The sequence below is a fragment of the Serratia ureilytica genome (assembly GCF_017309605.1).
GTDB classification, from domain to species: Bacteria; Pseudomonadota; Gammaproteobacteria; order Enterobacterales; family Enterobacteriaceae; genus Serratia; species Serratia ureilytica.
Map to the genome: position 1 here is coordinate 2,897,547 of NZ_CP071320.1, position 16,726 is coordinate 2,914,272.

The 16,726-nt window shown below is 61.8% G+C and carries 16 protein-coding genes; 7 read left to right on the plus strand and 9 right to left on the minus strand.

All coding sequences use genetic code 11. The annotated features are described in order from the left end of the window. The first annotated feature begins 43 nt into the window (after positions 1 to 43). Both J0X03_RS13485 and J0X03_RS13490 read left to right on the plus strand, forming a co-directional pair. The gene (locus J0X03_RS13485) at positions 44 to 1,303 is read left to right on the plus strand and encodes an MFS transporter (RefSeq protein WP_101453086.1); all 1,260 of its coding nucleotides are present in this window, start codon (positions 44 to 46) and stop codon (positions 1,301 to 1,303) included. Further along, positions 1,300 to 2,742 (plus strand): glycoside hydrolase family 32 protein, encoded by a 1,443-nt coding sequence (locus tag J0X03_RS13490; protein WP_160204204.1) that lies wholly within the window; start codon positions 1,300 to 1,302, stop codon positions 2,740 to 2,742. Before J0X03_RS13485 ends, J0X03_RS13490 begins: the two co-directional genes overlap by 4 nt. A 41-nt stretch (positions 2,743 to 2,783) precedes the next feature. Here the strand turns inward: J0X03_RS13490 and J0X03_RS13495 are convergent, their stop codons facing one another. The 3 genes from J0X03_RS13495 to J0X03_RS13505 all read right to left on the minus strand — a co-directional run bounded on the left by J0X03_RS13495 (position 2,784) and on the right by J0X03_RS13505 (position 5,788). After that, positions 2,784 to 3,785: a LacI family DNA-binding transcriptional regulator gene (locus J0X03_RS13495; RefSeq protein ID WP_033652100.1), complete on the minus strand. Its 1,002-nt coding sequence runs from the start codon at positions 3,783 to 3,785 to the stop codon at positions 2,784 to 2,786. Positions 3,786 to 3,854: 69 nt separating this feature from the next. Further along, complete coding sequence (locus J0X03_RS13500) at positions 3,855 to 4,418, minus strand: HutD/Ves family protein (protein ID WP_160204203.1); 564 nt, start codon at positions 4,416 to 4,418, stop codon at positions 3,855 to 3,857. Continuing rightward, positions 4,418 to 5,788, minus strand: coding sequence for a formimidoylglutamate deiminase (locus J0X03_RS13505; RefSeq protein ID WP_160204202.1), 1,371 nt, complete (start codon positions 5,786 to 5,788; stop codon positions 4,418 to 4,420). The genes J0X03_RS13500 and J0X03_RS13505 overlap by 1 nt, the downstream gene beginning before the upstream one ends. A gap of 180 nt (positions 5,789 to 5,968) precedes the next feature. Between J0X03_RS13505 and hutC the strand changes: the two genes are divergently transcribed. The 4 genes from hutC (at position 5,969) to J0X03_RS13525 (ending at position 10,684) form a co-directional block, all read left to right on the plus strand. Next, a complete protein-coding gene (gene hutC, locus J0X03_RS13510) occupies positions 5,969 to 6,724 on the plus strand; it encodes a histidine utilization repressor (RefSeq protein ID WP_033638258.1) in 756 nt (251 codons plus the stop codon). A gap of 157 nt (positions 6,725 to 6,881) precedes the next feature. After that, complete coding sequence (gene hutI, locus J0X03_RS13515) at positions 6,882 to 8,105, plus strand: imidazolonepropionase (protein WP_160204201.1); 1,224 nt, start codon at positions 6,882 to 6,884, stop codon at positions 8,103 to 8,105. Then, positions 8,102 to 8,905 (plus strand): N-formylglutamate deformylase, encoded by an 804-nt coding sequence (gene hutG, locus J0X03_RS13520; protein ID WP_069100092.1) that lies wholly within the window; start codon positions 8,102 to 8,104, stop codon positions 8,903 to 8,905. Before hutI ends, hutG begins: the two co-directional genes overlap by 4 nt. Before the next feature lie 243 nt (positions 8,906 to 9,148). Beyond that, a complete protein-coding gene (locus tag J0X03_RS13525; RefSeq protein ID WP_129993141.1) occupies positions 9,149 to 10,684 on the plus strand; it encodes a serine hydrolase domain-containing protein in 1,536 nt (511 codons plus the stop codon). 3 nt (positions 10,685 to 10,687) lie between these two features. On the opposite strand, the gene J0X03_RS13530 is transcribed toward J0X03_RS13525, so the two are convergent. Continuing rightward, positions 10,688 to 11,218 carry a chorismate mutase gene (locus tag J0X03_RS13530; protein ID WP_129993142.1) on the minus strand — a complete coding sequence of 177 codons (531 nt, stop codon included), beginning with the start codon at positions 11,216 to 11,218 and terminating at the stop codon, positions 10,688 to 10,690. Between the two features lie 114 nt (positions 11,219 to 11,332). Next, the gene (locus J0X03_RS13535; protein WP_160204200.1) at positions 11,333 to 11,845 is read right to left on the minus strand and encodes an anti-virulence regulator CigR family protein; all 513 of its coding nucleotides are present in this window, start codon (positions 11,843 to 11,845) and stop codon (positions 11,333 to 11,335) included. A gap of 442 nt (positions 11,846 to 12,287) precedes the next feature. Between J0X03_RS13535 and J0X03_RS13540 the strand changes: the two genes are divergently transcribed. Next, on the plus strand, positions 12,288 to 12,467 hold the full coding sequence (locus tag J0X03_RS13540) for a hypothetical protein (protein WP_033642811.1): 180 nt from the start codon (positions 12,288 to 12,290) through the stop codon (positions 12,465 to 12,467). 54 nt (positions 12,468 to 12,521) lie between these two features. On the opposite strand, the gene J0X03_RS13545 is transcribed toward J0X03_RS13540, so the two are convergent. The 4 genes from J0X03_RS13545 to J0X03_RS13560 all read right to left on the minus strand — a co-directional run bounded on the left by J0X03_RS13545 (position 12,522) and on the right by J0X03_RS13560 (position 16,467). Beyond that, the gene (locus tag J0X03_RS13545; RefSeq protein ID WP_033642808.1) at positions 12,522 to 13,403 is read right to left on the minus strand and encodes a nucleoside-specific channel-forming protein Tsx; all 882 of its coding nucleotides are present in this window, start codon (positions 13,401 to 13,403) and stop codon (positions 12,522 to 12,524) included. Positions 13,404 to 13,765: 362 nt separating this feature from the next. Further along, the gene (locus tag J0X03_RS13550) at positions 13,766 to 14,038 is read right to left on the minus strand and encodes a hypothetical protein (protein ID WP_033642807.1); all 273 of its coding nucleotides are present in this window, start codon (positions 14,036 to 14,038) and stop codon (positions 13,766 to 13,768) included. Between the two features lie 73 nt (positions 14,039 to 14,111). Then, entirely contained in the window at positions 14,112 to 15,005 is an 894-nt protein-coding gene (gene yddG, locus J0X03_RS13555) for an aromatic amino acid DMT transporter YddG (RefSeq protein ID WP_033642805.1), read from the minus strand. Between the two features lie 91 nt (positions 15,006 to 15,096). Continuing rightward, positions 15,097 to 16,467 (minus strand): APC family permease, encoded by a 1,371-nt coding sequence (locus J0X03_RS13560; protein WP_033642803.1) that lies wholly within the window; start codon positions 16,465 to 16,467, stop codon positions 15,097 to 15,099. Positions 16,468 to 16,726: the final 259 nt, after the last annotated feature.

The following is a 16,726-nucleotide window of genomic DNA, read 5'->3' on the forward strand; positions in this document are numbered from 1 at the left end:
AACGTTAACAATAGAGCTAACTTCACTCACCGGGGCCCTACCCATGAACCGCGAAACGAAAAAATATTACGTGCTGCTCAGCGGCCTGCTGTTCTTCTTTTTCTTCACCTGGTCTTCCAGCTTTTCGCTGATCTCGCTGTGGCTGAATCAAAAGATCGGGTTGAAAGGCGCCGAGACCGGCCTGATCTTCTCCGCCATCTCGCTGGTGGCGCTGTGCGCACAGCCGTTGTACGGCTTTATTCAGGACAAACTTGGGCTGCGCAAACACCTGCTGCAGTTTCTCGGCGTGATGCTGCTGCTGACCGGCCCGTTCTTTATCTACATTTATGCCCCGCTGCTGGCGAGCAGCCTGCCGCTCGGCGCTTTGGTCGGCGGGGTGTTCATCGGCGCGACCTTCTTCGCCGGCATCGGCGCGCTGGAATCTTATACCGAGCGCGTCAGCCGCATCAGCGGTTTCGAGTTCGGCCGCGCCCGCATGTGGGGCTCGCTCGGCTGGGCCAGCGCCACCTTTGTGGCCGGTTTTATCTTCAATATCAATCCGAACATCAATTTCTGGCTGGCCTCCGCCGCCGCCGTGGTGTTCCTGTTGCTGCTCAGCCAGGTGCGCGAGCTGAAGCCGAACGCCATGGCCGGCCTGGCGTTCGGCAAACCGGAGAACCTGCGGCTGCAGGACGCGCTGGCGCTGCTGCGCATGCCGGGCTTCTGGGCGCTGGTGGTGTTTGTGCTGGGGATCAGCGTATACAACGTTTTCGATCAGCAATTTTCGGTCTACTTCGCTTCACAGTTCGCTTCTCGCGCACAGGGCAACGAGATGTACGGTTTTCTCAACTCGCTGCAGGTCTTCCTCGAAGCCGGCGGCATGTTCCTGGCGCCGCTGCTGGTGAACCGCATCGGCGCCAAGCAGGGGCTGTTGCTGGCGGGCAGCGTGATGGCGCTGCGCATGTTCGGTTCCGGGTTGGTCAGCGGCGCCCTGATGATCTCCGCCATGAAACTGCTGCACGCCGTAGAGTTGCCAATCCTGCTGATCGCTATCTTCAAATACATCGCCAGCCGCTTCGACAGCCGACTCTCCTCCACGCTGTACCTGGTGGGCTTTCAGTTCATCACCCAGGTGATGGCCAGCTTCCTGTCGCCGCTGGCGGGCTACGGTTATGACCGCATCGGCTTTGCCGATACCTATCTGCTGATGGGCTGCGCGGTCGCCGCCACCACGCTTGTCTCCTGCTTCCTGCTGCGCGGCGAACGCTCCGCCACGGCAACGCCCTTTCCATCCGCCATTAAATCAAGTGAGTCTGTCCAATGAACACTGCTTTAGCTCAAGCCGACCATGCGGTCGAAGCCCTGTGCGCAGAGCGCCGAGACGATTATTATCCGCAGTTCCATCTCGCACCGGCCGCCGGCTGGATCAACGATCCCAACGGCCTGATCTGTATTGACGGCGTCTATCATGCGTTCTTCCAACATCATCCCCATAGCGAGCACTGGGGGCCCATGCACTGGGGGCATGCGACCAGCCGCGATCTGATACGCTGGCAGCACCAGCCCATCGCCCTGGCGCCCGATGCGCCCTATGACCAAGACGGTTGTTTTTCCGGCTGCGCCGTGGATGACAACGGCGTGCTGACGCTGCTTTACACCGGCCACGTGTGGTTGGGCGAACCCGGTGACGACAGCCAGGTGCGGGAAGTGCAATGTCTGGCCACCAGCGAAGACGGCATACGCTTCGTCAAACACGGGCCGGTGCTGGCCCCGCCGGACGGCATTCAGCATTTTCGCGATCCGAAAGTCTGGTGCGAGAACGGCGAATGGTGGCTGGTGGTCGGCGCCAAAGAAAACGGCCTGGGCCAGGTGCGCCTGTACCGCTCTGCCGACCTGCGCGCCTGGCGTTTCGATCGGGTGCTGGCCGGCGCGCAAACGGCGCATCAGGGCTATATGTGGGAATGCCCGGATTTCTTCCCGCTGGGGGAGCAACACCTGCTGCTGTTTTCGCCGCAGGGGCTGGCGGCGCAGGGCTACCGCTACCGCAATCGCTTCCAGAGCGGCTATCTGCTCGGCCATTGGCGGCCGGACGGCGACTTTACGGTAACGCAGCCCTTCTGCGAGCTGGATGTCGGCCACGATTTCTATGCGCCGCAGACCTTCACCGCCGCCGACGGCCGTCGGCTGCTGTTTGCCTGGATGGATATGTGGGAATCACCGATGCCCAGCAAAGCGCACCGCTGGGCCGGCGCCCTCACCCTGCCACGCGAGCTGACACTGGCCGCCGACGGCAGCGTCCGCATGAATCCGGCTCGTGAACTGGCGGCGTTGCGCCGAGGATCGCAGACGTTGTCGGCGCAGACGCTGACCAATCAGCATCTGCCGCTGACGAACGATATGCAGGAGCTCATCCTGACGTTGAGACCGGCCGACAGCGACGCCGAGCGGTACGGTCTGGCCATTGGGAGTGCGGCGCGGCTGTTCGTCGACAATCAGTCACACCGATTGGTGCTGGAGCGTTTTAATGAACACCCGGCGCTGTGCACCTGCCGCAGTGTGCCGCTGCCGGAGGGTGACATTCTGTCGCTGCGGATCTTTATCGATCGCTCCTCACTGGAGATCTTCGTTAATCAGGGGCAGGCCTGCCTGACCAGCCGCATCTATCCGACGGCGGGCGATCGCCGCCTCAGCCTGTTCGCCGAAGGCGGCCAGGCGCTGTTCGAGCCCATCACGGGATGGCAGTTGGCAAGCATCTGGGGGTAATGGGAATGAGCACCGGGCGCGTAGCGACGCCCCCGGTGCGTTTACAGCGAACCACGTTCCAGCAGCGGGCAAGGCACTTTCACCGTATCACGCTGTTCCCGCCGCTCAATCACATGCAGCGCCGCAAGACGACCCAGTTCATAATGCGGCAGCTGCACCGTCGTCAATGCCGGCAGGAACAGCTCGCCGGTGCCGACCATATTGTCGTAGCCCAGCACCGCCACCTGCTGCGGTATCCGCCATCCTTGCGCCAGCAATACCTGATACGCCAGAAACGCTATCCGATCGTTCCCACACACCACGACATCGCAATCGCGCCGGCCGGCGGAAAAATGCCGCTCCAGCAACGCTACGCAGTCGCGATAGCTTTGATCGCCGGCGCTCAGATCGAGATGATACTGCCGCAGCTGTTCAACATCGCGCCCCGCTTCGCGCCAGGCGCGTTCCAGACCGCGGCGGCGCAGCCCCGCCGCCAGCGTATCCGCCGGTAAATGAATGCACAAAGGCGCGCGATAGCCTTTGGCGATCAGCGTGCGCGTCGCGTCATACTGCCCTTGCTCATCATCAGGAATGTAGCTGGCGATCGAATGCGCCGGGCTGACGCAGTTGGCCAACACCAGCTTTTTGTCCAGCAGTTTGGCCGGCAGCGTCACCTCACGCAGTCCCATCGTGGTGAAGATCACCCCATCCGGCCGATGCGCCAGCAGCAGATCGACGGTCTGTTCGGCGTTGTCGTCGGCGAACAGGTTGACGACGAAGCTGTTCCAGCCGCGCTCGCGCGCGGTTTTCTCAATCGACAGGATCATTTCCACCGAGAACGGCGTCGTGGCGGTGTCCAGCGCCAGCACGCCGAGCGTCTGCACGCGATTTCCGTCACCGCGAATACGCCGCGCCGACAGATCCGGCACATAGTCCAACCGATCGATAGCTTGTTTGACGCGGCGGTAGGTTTCCGGCCGCAGCTTGCCGGGATCATTGATGGCGCGGGACACCGTCATCAACGAGACTCCGGCAAGTTTTGCGACGTCTTTCAGCGAAGCCATGCGCCCTTCTTTATGATTAATGGGAAAAAGTGAATAATCCCATAACCGGGCGCAGGACTCTACTCTGCGTTAACGGGGTGTGATGTCCGCCCACAGGATAGCGCTGCCGGCCCTTAACGGCGCCACGTCGCTCCCCGCCGCCGATGCCGTCCACCAGACGCCCTCGCGCGCGCTCAGTTCGCCGCCCCCCGGCAGCGACCAGAGCCCGCTCAGCACATACAGCACCCCCGCCCGCCCCGGCGGCAAGGTTAGCGGCTCGGCGCTGCGTTGCACCTGCGCCGCTAGCCGGCCGCGGCGCGTCATGATGTTGAAATCCTGACTGGCGCCGCCCAGCAGCGTCGCTTCCAGCGCCACGTCGCCGGAAAAGGCGAACGGCTCCCCGATACGCGCCAACTGATGGTCGATATGCCCGGCGCTGAACAGCCGCACGCCGTCGCCTTCCAGCAGCGTGATCGAACGGTCAATGCCCGCAAAGGCGGAAAACGGCCCGTCCTGCGCGATGGTGGCGATGCTGGCGCGCCAGTCGAAATCCGGCTCGCCCGGCGGCCAACTGACGATTTCACGGGTTTCCCCGCCGCCGTTGCGCCACGGGCTGACCGGCAGCCCAGCGAAATTAAAACGGGTCAGGCTCATCACGCCTCCTGCTGAAAGGTTTTCAGCACCTGCAGGAACTCGGCGCTGCTCTGCTGCTGCAGCGCGTGCCGCCCCTGCTCGATCACCTGTCGGCCGCCGACGAACACGTCGCGAATTTGCTCTTTGCCGCCGGCGAACAGCCAGCGGTTGAGGATCGAGGCATCCGGCGCCGCCGCCAAATACGGATCGTCGCCGTCCAGCACCAGCCAGTCGGCGCGATAGCCGCTCTGCAACCGGCCGATCGGCGCGCCGCACGCCTGCGCGCCGCCTTGCAGCGCCTGGTGATACAGCACATCGCCCACCGCCGACTGTTCCGGCGTCGTCAGACGGTTGCGGCGCTGATCGCGCAGCCGCTGGCCGTATTCGAACCAGCGCAGCTCTTCCACCACGTTGAGCGAAACGTGGCTGTCGGAACCGATGCCCCAGCGCCCCTGCTGCTGCAGGTAAGCGTCGCCGGGGAAAATGCCGTCGCCGAGGTTGGCTTCGGTGGTCAGGCACAGGCCGGCCACCGCGCGGCTGCGCGCCAGCGCTTCCAGCTCATCGCGATCCAGATGGGTGGCATGCACCAGACACCAGCGCTGATCGACCGGCAGATGGTCATACAGCCAGGCCACCGGGCGCTGCCCGCTCCACGCCAGGCAGTCGTTCACCTCTTTTTGCTGCTCGGCGATATGAATATGCACCGGCAAAGTGCGATCCGACGCGGCCAAAATCTGCTGCATCTGGCCCAGCTCCACCGCACGCAGCGAATGGAAGCACAGCCCCTGATTCTGCAACGGGCGATCCGCCAGCTGACGGGCAATCACCTGCTGCTGTTGCAGATAGCTTTCGGTGTCCTGGATAAACCGTTTCTGCCCCGGCTGGGCCGGCTGGGCGCCGAAACCGGCGTAGCTGTACAGCACCGGCAGCATCGTCATGCCGATGCCGGCCTGATGCGCGGCCGCGCTGAGGCGGCCGGTCATTTCACCGCGATCGGCGTAAGGCTTGCCATCGGCGTCGTGATGCAGGTAGTGGAATTCGGCCACCTGGGTATATCCGCCCTTGAGCATTTCGATATACAGTTGACGGGCGACCACCTCCACCTGCTCCGGCGTCAGGCGCTGCACCAGCCGATACATCAGATCGCGCCAGGTCCAGAAGCTGTCCTGCGGGTTGCCCGCCACTTCCGCCAACCCGGCCATCGCGCGCTGAAAGGCGTGGGAGTGCAGGTTCGGCATGCCCGGCACCGCATCGCCGTGCAGCCGGGTGCAGCCTTGCGGTTCAGCGTTGGCGGTAACTTGAGTCAGATAACCTTGCGCATCGACGTCCAGCCGGACGTTATGCGCCCAGCCCTCAGGGAGCAAAGCGCGTGGGGCAAAATAAGCAGGCATGGCAGTATTCCACGGTTAATGTAACGGCGAATAAGGCGCGGCGATGGCGCGTCTTCAGGAATTTTTGGCGGTCGCCGGCAAGTTTCTGGCGCGACGGCCACTAGTTGTATATACATATACATACGCCGACATCAACAGTAAACTGGTGTTATTATTTTTTTATTTGACGAGGTTAACGTCGTGGCTGAACAACAGACCGTGTTACAACTGGCGGCTGCAATGAGCGATGCCCCCGCCCCGATCTACCAACGGGTCAAACAGGCGATCGTGAATCAAATCCGTGCGGGGCACTGGCAACCGCACCAGCGCGTGCCCTCCGAAAGTGAACTGGTGGCGGAACTGGGCGTCAGCCGCATGACCATCAACCGCGCGCTGCGCGAGCTGACCAGCGAAGGTTTTCTGATCCGCATGCAGGGCGTCGGCACCTTCGTCGCCGAAGCCAAGGCGCACACCGCGCTGCTGGAAGTGCACAACATCGCCGATGAGATAGCCGCGCGCGGTCATCGCCACAGCAGCAAGATCCTCGAGCTGAAGGCCCGAGCGGCCAGCGAGGAAGAGGCGACGGCGCTCGGCATTCACCCCGGCCAACGGCTGTTCTACTCGCAGATCGTGCATTACGAAAACGACGTGCCGGTGCAGGTGGAAGACCGCTGCGTCAACCCGCTGGTGGCGCCGGATTACCTGAAGCAGGATTTCGACCGCGTCACGCCTTACACCTATCTGACGCAGGCCGCGCCGCTGACCGCCGGCGAACACATCGTCGAAGCGGTGATCCCGACCCGACGTGAACGCGAGCTGCTGCAGCTGGAAGACCACGAACCCGGCCTGCTGATCCACCGCCGCACCTGGTCCGGCAAAACCGTGGTGACCTCGGCCCGGCTGCTGTACCCCGGCAGCCGCTATCAACTGTTCGGCCGCTTCACCAGCGAAGTCTGATCCCCGTCGGGCGCGCCCTGCGCCCGCATCTCCGCGGTCGATCACATCCTGATAACAAAATCTCTCCCGCCTCTTGTGACATCCCGGTGAATGCGTTAGGTTGTTTTTAATTGTATATACAACCATGTGGGAGCTGCGGCTCCGGCGGAGGAAAGCAATGACGTCTGAGATTCACTGTGACAGCCTGTGGCACGGCGCCGATATCGTCACCATGCGCGACGGCAAATATCACACCCTGACCGACGGCGCGATCGCCGTGCGCGACGGCAAGATCGTCTGGATTGGCGAACATGCGGCGCTGCCGCCCGGCCTGATCGCGGACGAAACGGTGAAATTCGACGGCGGCATCGTCACCCCCGGCTTTGTTGATTGCCACACGCACCTGGTGTTCGGCGGCAACCGCAGCGGCGAATTCGAACAGCGGCTGAACGGCGTAAGCTACGCCGACATCGCCGCGCAGGGCGGCGGCATCATCTCCACCGTGAAAGCCACCCGCGAAGCCGACGAAGCGCTGCTGCTGGAACAGGCGCTGTTCCGCCTGCGTCCGCTGCTGGCGGAAGGCGTCACCTGCGTGGAGATCAAATCCGGTTACGGCCTCAGCCTGGAAAGCGAGCTGAAAACGCTGCGCGTGGCGCGCAAACTGGGCGAGCTGCTGCCGGTCGAGGTGAAAACCACCTGTCTGGCGGCCCATGCGCTGCCGCCGGAATACGCCAACCGCGCCGACGACTACATCAATCTGGTCTGCGATACCATCATCCCGCAGGCCGCCGCCGCCGGCCTGGCGGATGCGGTTGACGCCTTCTGCGAACATCTGGCGTTCTCACCGGCGCAGGTGGAGCGAGTCTTCGCCGCCGCCGAAGCCGCCGGTTTGCCGGTCAAACTGCACGCCGAACAGCTCTCCGCCCTCGGCGGCAGCACGCTGGCGGCGCGCCATCACGCGCTCTCCGCCGACCATCTCGAATACGCCACCGAACAAGATGCCCGCGCCATGGGCGACGCCGGCACCGTGGCGGTGCTGCTGCCCGGCGCCTACTACCTGCTGCGCGAAACCCAGTGCCCGCCGGTGGAGCTGTTCCGCAAGCACCATGTGGCGATGGCGATCGCCAGCGATGCCAACCCCGGCACCTCGCCGGCGCTGTCGCTGCGCCTGATGATCAACATGGCCTGCACGCTGTTCCGCCTGACGCCGGAAGAAGCGCTGGCGGGCGTTACGACCCACGCCGCCAAAGCGTTGGGGCTGCAACACAGCCACGGCACGCTGGAAACCGGCAAGGTGGCGGACTTCGTTCACTGGCCGCTGTCGCGGCCGGCGGAACTGGCTTATTGGTTGGGCGGCCAGCTGCCCTGTACGGTGATTTTCCGAGGAGAAGTACGTCAATGACCATTCGCGATCCTTTTAGCTTCCAGACCGGCAGCCTGCCGCTGCTGATCAGCATCCCGCACGCCGGCACGCAACTGACGCCGGCGGTCGAGGCCGGGTTGACCGACGACGCCCGCCCGCTGCCCGATACCGACTGGCACATTCCGCAGCTGTACGACTTCGCCCGGGCGATGGGCGCCAGCGTGCTGGTCGGCAACTATTCGCGCTTCGTCATCGATCTGAACCGCCCGGCGGACGACAAACCGCTGTACACCACCGCCACCACCGGTCTGTATCCCGACGTGCTGTTCGACGGCCGCCCAAGCTTCCTGCCGGGCAAAACGCCGACGGACACAGAACGCGCCGGCTATCTGCAGCAAATTTGGCAACCTTATCATCAGCAGCTGCAGAACGAGCTGGCGCGCCTCAAAGCGCGGCACGGCTATGCGTTGCTGTTCGACGCGCACTCCATCGCCTCGGTGATCCCGCGGCTGTTCGACGGCAAACTGCCGGATCTCAACCTCGGCACCAACGGCGGCGAAAGCTGCGCCCAGGCGCTGAGCGATCGGCTGGTCGCCTGCTGCGAGCAGCAACAGCAGTACACCCACGTGCTGAACGGCCGCTTCAAGGGCGGTTACATCACCCGCGCCTACGGTCAACCGCAGCAGCAACAGCATGCGATCCAGCTCGAGCTGGCGCAGGTCAACTACATGTCCGAACAGTATCCTTTCGCGTTCGAACCACAGCGCGCCGCCTCGCTGCAGCGCCTGCTCAAGCAGATGGTTGAAAGCCTGTTGGACGGTGCCGCCAGGCTGAACTGATCCCCCTTTACAGGCGCCGCCGGGCGCCTGTTTTTCTCCTGCCTTTAACCGCAACGCCAGCGGCAATCTGCGCGCTATATCAAAGTTTCGCGTGATTCCCCGCTAACTGGTCCAAACAGCGCACAAAACAGCGGCCGACGAAAAACGCACTGCGCCACAATCAGCCCAAAAGCCCGTGTTCATCGTCAGCACCGGGCGGCCTGTGGCCAACTGGCCCGTTTCGAATATCTCTCTGGAGGCCCTATGTCTGTAACACCGTTAAACTGGCGCGCTGCCGGCGCCGTCGCCGAACAACTGCTGGCCGGCTGGCAACGGCGTGGCGAACCCGGCGGCGCCATCACCCTGTTTGACGCCGAACAACTCCGCGCCACCGCCTGCGCCGGCCTGGCCGATCTGGCGCAGAACACCCCCTTCACCGCCGACAGCGTGGTGCGCTATGCCTCAGTGACCAAGCATATCTTCGCCGCGCTGGCGCTGAACGCCACCGATCGCGCCGTTCGGCTGGAACAACGCCTGGGTGAACTGCTCCCCGCCCTGCAGCCTGCGCTGGCGGACGTCACCGTCGGCCAGGCGCTGGACATGACCGGCGGCCTGCCTGACGTGCGCGAGACGCTCGGCCTACTCGGCATCTCGCTGCATGCCGTCAGCGAGGCGCAGCCGGTGATGCAGTTTGTCGAGGGGCTGGAAAGGTTGAACTATGAGGCCGGCAGCGAGATCGCCTACAGCAATACCGGCTATCGGCTGCTGGAGGCCGCGCTGCGCAGCAAAGGGTATGATTTCGACCAGTTGGTGCAACGGCATATCGCCCAGCCGCTGCAGGTGCAGATGCGGGCGCCGGAAAGCTGGTTCGACGTGGTGCCGGGGTTGGTGCCGGGTTACTGGCGGGCGCCGCAGGGCTGGCAACACGCCAGCGCCGGCCTGCACCTTTCCGCCTCCGGCTGCCTGACCGGCAGCGTCAACGCCCTCACCCGCTGGCTGCAAACGCTGTTGGCGGACCAAGGCCCCGGTCAGGGCGTGCTGGCGCAACTCAGCGCGCCGCGCCGCCTCAATCAGGGCCAACTCAGCGCCTATGGCCTGGGGCTGGCGCGCACGCCGCTGGGCCGCCGCAGCCTGCTGGGCCACGGCGGCTCCCACGCCGGTTACAAAACCTATTTCCTGCTGGCGCCCGACCGTCAGGCCGGCGTCGCGCTGGTGGCCAACCGCGAAGATTGCGACAGTTTCGGCATGGCTTTGCAGGTGATGGCAGCGCTGCTGGGCGAACCTTTGCCGCAGCGCAGCACGGCGATCCCCGACGGTCTCTACGCCACGCTGGCGGAGCCGCACTGGCTGGAGGTCAAAGACGGCAACCTGGCCTATCTGGGCAGCGATGAACCGCTGTATCAAGGGGAGGACGGGTACGCGGTGTCGCTATCCGCTCATATGCCCATCAGGCTGAAGTGGACCGGCGAAGCGGTAGAGGGCGAGGTTGGACACGTGGCGCGCCGTTTCCTGCCGGTCACGGCCAACGGCGACTGCCTGAAGCATGTGCAGGGGCTGTGGTACCACCCGCACTATCGCACCGCCTTTGAAATTAGCGGCAATCGGGTGCATATCGGCGTCGGCCCGGCGGCGCAGACCGGCACGCTCAGCCCGCTGGGCCAGGGCCGCATGCTGGTGGAGTGCCAGGACGGCCCGTGGTTGAAACGCTTTTGCCTCTATTTCCGCGGTTACAACGTGGATCTCATCGCCAACCGCAGCCGGATGCTGACCTTCCGCCGCAGCACCGTCGGCCGCGACTGACGATCAGCGCGCGCTGTCGGCTTTGACCGCCAGCAGCGCATCCGCCAGCCGCCGCTTGTCGGCGGCGCTGAGATTCACCTGTTCCACGGACGCCATAAACGCCGCCCGATCCGCCGCGTCAAGCGGGCCGGCGCGCAGCCGCGCCGCCAAACGCTGCAGTATCCGGCTGCTCAATTGCCCGATCTCCACCCGCACCTGCGCCAGCGGGCGCGGCTGCCAATCGCTTTCCGGGCTCGCCAACCAGTCGGCGCGATAGCGGTACTGAATCGCCTTGGCGGCGTCCATCTGCGCGGTGATAAAAGGCCGTACCGACGCCGGCTCCAGCCCCAAACGCCCCGCTTCCGCCTGCGCGTTGGCCAACACCTTCGCCTCCTGCGCCAGATCTTCGATCGGCAAATGCTGCTGCGCCTTGTAACCGGCCACGTCTTTCATCAACGACAGCCGTTGGTTCACCAGCTCGCCGATAGCGGCGCCACCGTCCGCCAACGCCGGAAAACTGGTCAGGCAACACGCTATCAATAACGCCCTGAACATGGCGCCTCCCTTATGATGCAGTGAAAAGGTCAGGCGCCAAGTTCACCACGTCAGCCCCGCGCCGGCAAATAAAAAAGGCCCCGCCGCAGCGAGGCCGATGAGACCCAACCGGCGTTAATCGAACACGCCGTTGATGACGGAAGCCACAATCGCGGTGCTGAGCGCGACCAGCACCAGATCGTCGCCGGCGATGCGCCATTCATAACCCGGATACTGCGGCAGTTCACGCAGCATCGAAGACGGCACCATTTTTTTGGCGATGCCCGGCGGCAGCGGTTTGCCGCGCGCCAGATTCTTGGCGATGCCCGGCGGCAACGAGCGGTAGCCGGTCAGCCCGTAGGTGTGCGCCAGCGAACGGGCGCGGTCGCGCGAGAGGCTGACGGAAACCAGATTGTCGTCGTTTCTATAGTCTCTATAGTCGCCTTTATCTTTGTTGCCGTGATTGCCGTTGTTGCCGTGGTTACCGTTATTGCCGTGATTGCCGCTGTTGCCATGCCCGTTGCCGTTGCCGTTACCATTGCCGTTGCCGTTACCATTGCCGCCTTTGTCGGCCATGGCCGGGGCGGATGACAACCCCAGCGATGCAATCAGTGCCAACACCGTGAGAGTCGTACGACGTTTGTTCATGTTGTGTATTCCTGCGTGGGGGACTCTGTTTACTATAGTTGGCCTTTTCCGGGCAAAGTATAAGGAAAACTCCGAGATGACAGTGCGGTTTTACGGCATTCGCGCCACTCTCTTGTTTTAACGCAAAACGCCTCGAGAATTCCGAAATCTACCCCCGATTTTTCTTGAAGAAAAATAAGCCTTCCGCTAGCGTGGGACGGTAACAAAAAAGAGTTAGCGTGCTCTTTTTCGTCGCACCTCAAATCTTATTCTTATCATCCAGAATGATAATATCGAACACTTCCCGCCTTTCCGTGCGGGATTCTTTTTCCCACCGGCATCGCCCCAATCTGGTGCTTTATGTTGAGATTTCGTTGCCGATAATTTACATTCGCTGTCTGAGAAACCTTAACCTCCCGCGGTGGCCAGGCTGGCAACGGGTGGGCGTTCAGGAGCAAAAGACGTGCAAATGACCCTCATGGAATACATCACTCGGCACTTTAACGGCGATCTTCATCGTTACGCGCAGTCGGAAGGCGTCAGCCGTGAACAAATCATTAGTTGGATAAATAATGAATGTCACGTGATCAAAGGCAGGCTGTTTATGCCGGTGAGGCATCTCCCGGTAGAACAAGCCCAGTGATGACGAAAAAAAACCCCGCCTGGCGGGGTTTTCTGTTTCTGATAACACGGAAAATCAGAAGTTATAGCCGACCACCAGGTAGTAACCCCAACCGGTAGACTTGATCGGGCCCTGCGGCGTGCCGATCTCCGCGCCATCCTGCCACTGACCGCCGTTATGGAAATAACGCGCCACGAAAGAATAGTGCCAGTGATCGTAGTTCAGCGCCAAAATATGGCTGGAGGCGATAGAGTTACCGGTGCGCACCTGTTTGCCGGTGCCGTCAACCCAATGGCTGTCCTTGCCCAGATCGGAACCGAAATCGAAGTTGGTGAAGCCGATGTAGCTCAGATTGCCGCCCCACACCTGGGTCAGCGGCACAAAGTATTTCACCTTGAAGCGGTAACCGTCCCAGCTGTTCTCGTTGGCGGCCTGGTAGTTTTCCCACTGGTATTTGGCATAGATGTTCATCGACAGGCTCATCGGCAGGCCGGTGTCGATATCGGTACCCAGGCCCATGTACCAGGTGTTCTGACGGCCGTCGGCGTTATGGCCCAGGTCATAGATGTAGTTGTTGGCGAAGTACCACTCTTTGAACGGACCGAAGCTCAGATCGGTGCCGGTCAGCTTGTCGATGGAGAAGCGCGGTTCAATCTCCATAAACAGCGGGGAGCCTTTGTCCCAGATGCCGCGGTCCGGGGTATTGCCCACGCCGAAGAACTTCGGCACGTCAACGTAGCCGTAGAAATCGAACCAGTCTTTCTTGGCGAAGGCTTCGTATTCGAGATACACGTCGTTATTCAGTTGCGGCCCGAAACGGGTGTGGTAGCTGCCCACCACGTTAACGCTCTGGTGCCACCAGTCGGAGACATATTGACTGTCTTTGCTATCAGCCATTGATGATGCACTGTAAGACGCTGCGAGCAGTACACCTGCTGCGAGAGCTATTTTTTTCATTTTATTACCACATGCTTAAAGGGCCATTTCCTGCCCGTTTAGAAAAGATGACAATGAGTCTGCCGACACCTGGCGTTGTCTTCACACAGAAACTCGGATGACGCGCGCATTATAGAAACCACTGACTGTAAGAATCTGTGATCCAGTTACGCATTTCGCGAATAGGTAATCGATTGCGTTCACATTTGTCAAATTATGTTTCATGCAAATTCACATTCGCTGTGATTTTTGTCATGTGTCGCGTTTTTTAGCGCAGTTTTTAAGCCAAATGACATCAGGGCGTCATCACGAGGTGGAAAAGAAAAAGCCGACGCGCAAGCGTCGGCCTTCATCAGCATCAGGAGAAAGTGCGGAACGTGAAATCAGCTTACCGCCGGCACCGCTTTGGCGATGTTTTCCTGGCGGAACGCCACCTCTTCACCGTTTTTGACCTCCCAGCTGGCGACCGGAATATCGGTTTTGGGCGCCGCCGCGACGACCGAACCGTAAATCAGCTTGTCATCGCGGCGCAAAATATAAACATCGAGCTGATATTCATGCCGCAAATTCGCCGTGGTCAGGCGCACGGTATCGCCGCGCTCATAATGATGCACGTCGATTTCAGGCTGCTGAATAAATTGAATGTCACTTCTCATTGTCGTCGTTCCTTCAGGCAACATGGCTAGTTAAATTCTAGTTCAACATTGCGGCGATGGCGGATAATTTCCGTTAATTTCCGCGAGTTGCCCGCCAACAGATCAGCGAACCCAGGGTAACCATCGCCACGCCCTGCCAGAAATTGACGGTCAGCGAGGTGTGCAGCACCAGCGCGGCGAACACCGCCGACAGCACCGGGGTAAAATAGGAGACGGTCGCCAGCAGCGTCATGTTGCCGTGCAGAATGCCGACGTTCCAGGCGGCATACCCCGCCCCCATCGCCACCCCGGCGCACAGCAGCGTCACGGTCACGCCGACGCTGAACTGCATGCCGCTTTCCGCGCTGAAGGCGTACTTCAGCCACAGCGCCAGCGCGGTCAGCACGATAAACAGCACCACACCGTTGCTGCCCTGGGCGATCTTCTTGGTCAGGTTGCAATACAGCGCCCAGATCACCGCGCCGCTGAACGCCAGCGTATAGCTGAGCGGATTGCTGCGCACGTTGGCCAGCATCTGCGCCGGTGACCAGCCGCCCTCGCCGCTCATGATCCAGCCGATGCCGAACAGCGACAGCAACAGCCCCGGCAGCAGCCACCATTTCGCCTTTTGGCCGTTGAGCGCCAGCGCCATCAGCACGGTGAAACAGGGCCACAGGTAGTTGATCATGCCCACTTCTATCGCCTGCAGGCGGGTATTGGCGTAGCCGAGCGACAGCGACAGGCAGATCTCGTAGCTGACGAACAGCAGGCTGCCGACGATCAGGTAAGGCCGCGGAAAGCTGCGCCATTTCGGCACGCCAAGCGCCACCAGCAAAAACACCGCGCTGACGCTGTAGATCATCGCCGCGCCGCCGACAGGCCCCAGCCCTTCGCTGACGCTTCTGATCAGGCCAACGACGCTGCTCCACAGCACGATGGCCAACAAACCGAACAGCGTGGCACGGGTACGCGAGGGCAAAGCGGGCATAAGGCAGGTCCAATAGGTTATTTTTTATCAGGTTTTTCACTCTACTGCCGCACGTGCCAAAAAGAAAGGCGGGAAACTCCCGCCTGTGAATTTATTGCTGCGGTTGCCGCTCCAACTGCGGCGGCGGCTGGCGAAAGCGTCGGGTCAGCCAGGCCAAATAGCCGAAGCCCAGCGTCGCCCAGATAAGCCCCATGGTCAGCGAGCTTTTCTCCAGGTTCAGCCACAGCACCCCCACCGTCAGCGCCCCCACCAACGGCAGGAACAGGAAGTTGAAGCGATCCTTCCAGCTTTTGTTGCGCCCTTCGCGAATAAAGAAGTGGCTGATCACCGACAGGTTAACGAAGGTAAAGGCCACCAGCGCGCCGAAGTTGATCAGCGCCGTGGCGGTCACCAGATCGAATGACAGCGCCGACAACGCCACCAACCCGACCATCAGTACGTTCAGCGCCGGCGTACGCCATTTGGGGTGGATATAGCCGAAGAATTTCTCCGGGAACACGTTGTCACGCCCCATCACGTACAGCAGGCGCGACACGCTGGCGTGCGACGCCAGGCCGGAGGCCAGCGTGTTGATAAAGGTCACGCACAGGAAGATCGATTGGAACAGCTTGCCGCCGACGTACAGCGCAATCTCCGGCAGTGCGGCGTCGGGCTGATGAAAGCGTTGAATGGACGGGAAAAACAGCTGAATGAAGAACGACACGCTGATAAAGATCACCCCGCCGTACAGCGCGGTCAGGAAGATGGCGCGCGGGATCACCTTGGCGGCGTCGGGCGTCTCTTCACACAGCGTGGTGACTGCGTCAAAGCCGAGGAACGAGAAGCACAGGATAGTCGCGCCGGTAATGATCGGCAGCAGGTGCGCATTCTCGCTGAGGAACGGCCGCAGGCTCCACACCGTACCCATCCCCTCGCCGTTGTGCAGGCCGCGTACCACCAGGTAGATAAATACCAGAATGATCGCCACCTGCGCCAGTACGAACAGGGTATTGAAGTTGGCCACCAGATTGACGCTTTTCAGGTTGATGGCGGTGATCAGAATCACGAAGCCCACCACCCACACCCAGGGCGGCACCTCCGGGAACAGCGCGGTCAGGTAGATCTTGGCCAGCAGCGTGTTGATCATCGGCAAGAACAGATAGTCCAGCAGCGACGACCATCCCACCAGGAAACCGACGTGCGGGTTGATCGCCTTCTGCGCATAGGTGTAGGCGGATCCGGCGGTGGGAAACTGGCGCACCAGTTTGCCGTAGCTGATGGCGGTGAACAGCACGCCGGCCAGCGCCAGCAGGTAGGAGGTCGGCACATGGCCGTCGGTGAGGCCGGAGACGATGCCGAAGGTGTCAAACACCGTCATCGGCGTCAGATAGGCCAGGCCCATCATCACCACCTGCCACAGCTTGAGGGATTTGCGCAGCTGCGGTTTGCCCGCCTGGCCGCCGTCGATGGCTTTAGTCGTCATGGCATTTCCCCTTTTGGTCCTCTGCTGTCAACCGTGCAACGTCATTCAGAGAGGCCGCAGGGAAACTGCTGCTCAGGCGGCGGTAAAAACGGGTTGGGATCGCTGTCGGGCGGCCGGCGACCGGCCCGTCGGCACTGCGGCACAGGCAAACGTCTGCGCAGGGGGATGACTGAGTCATGGTTATTTCCTCGTCGGCGTCCTGTACGCCGTGATAGAAGAAATTCTGTACCGCAGCGCGCAGCCTCGCCGGCCACAGGAG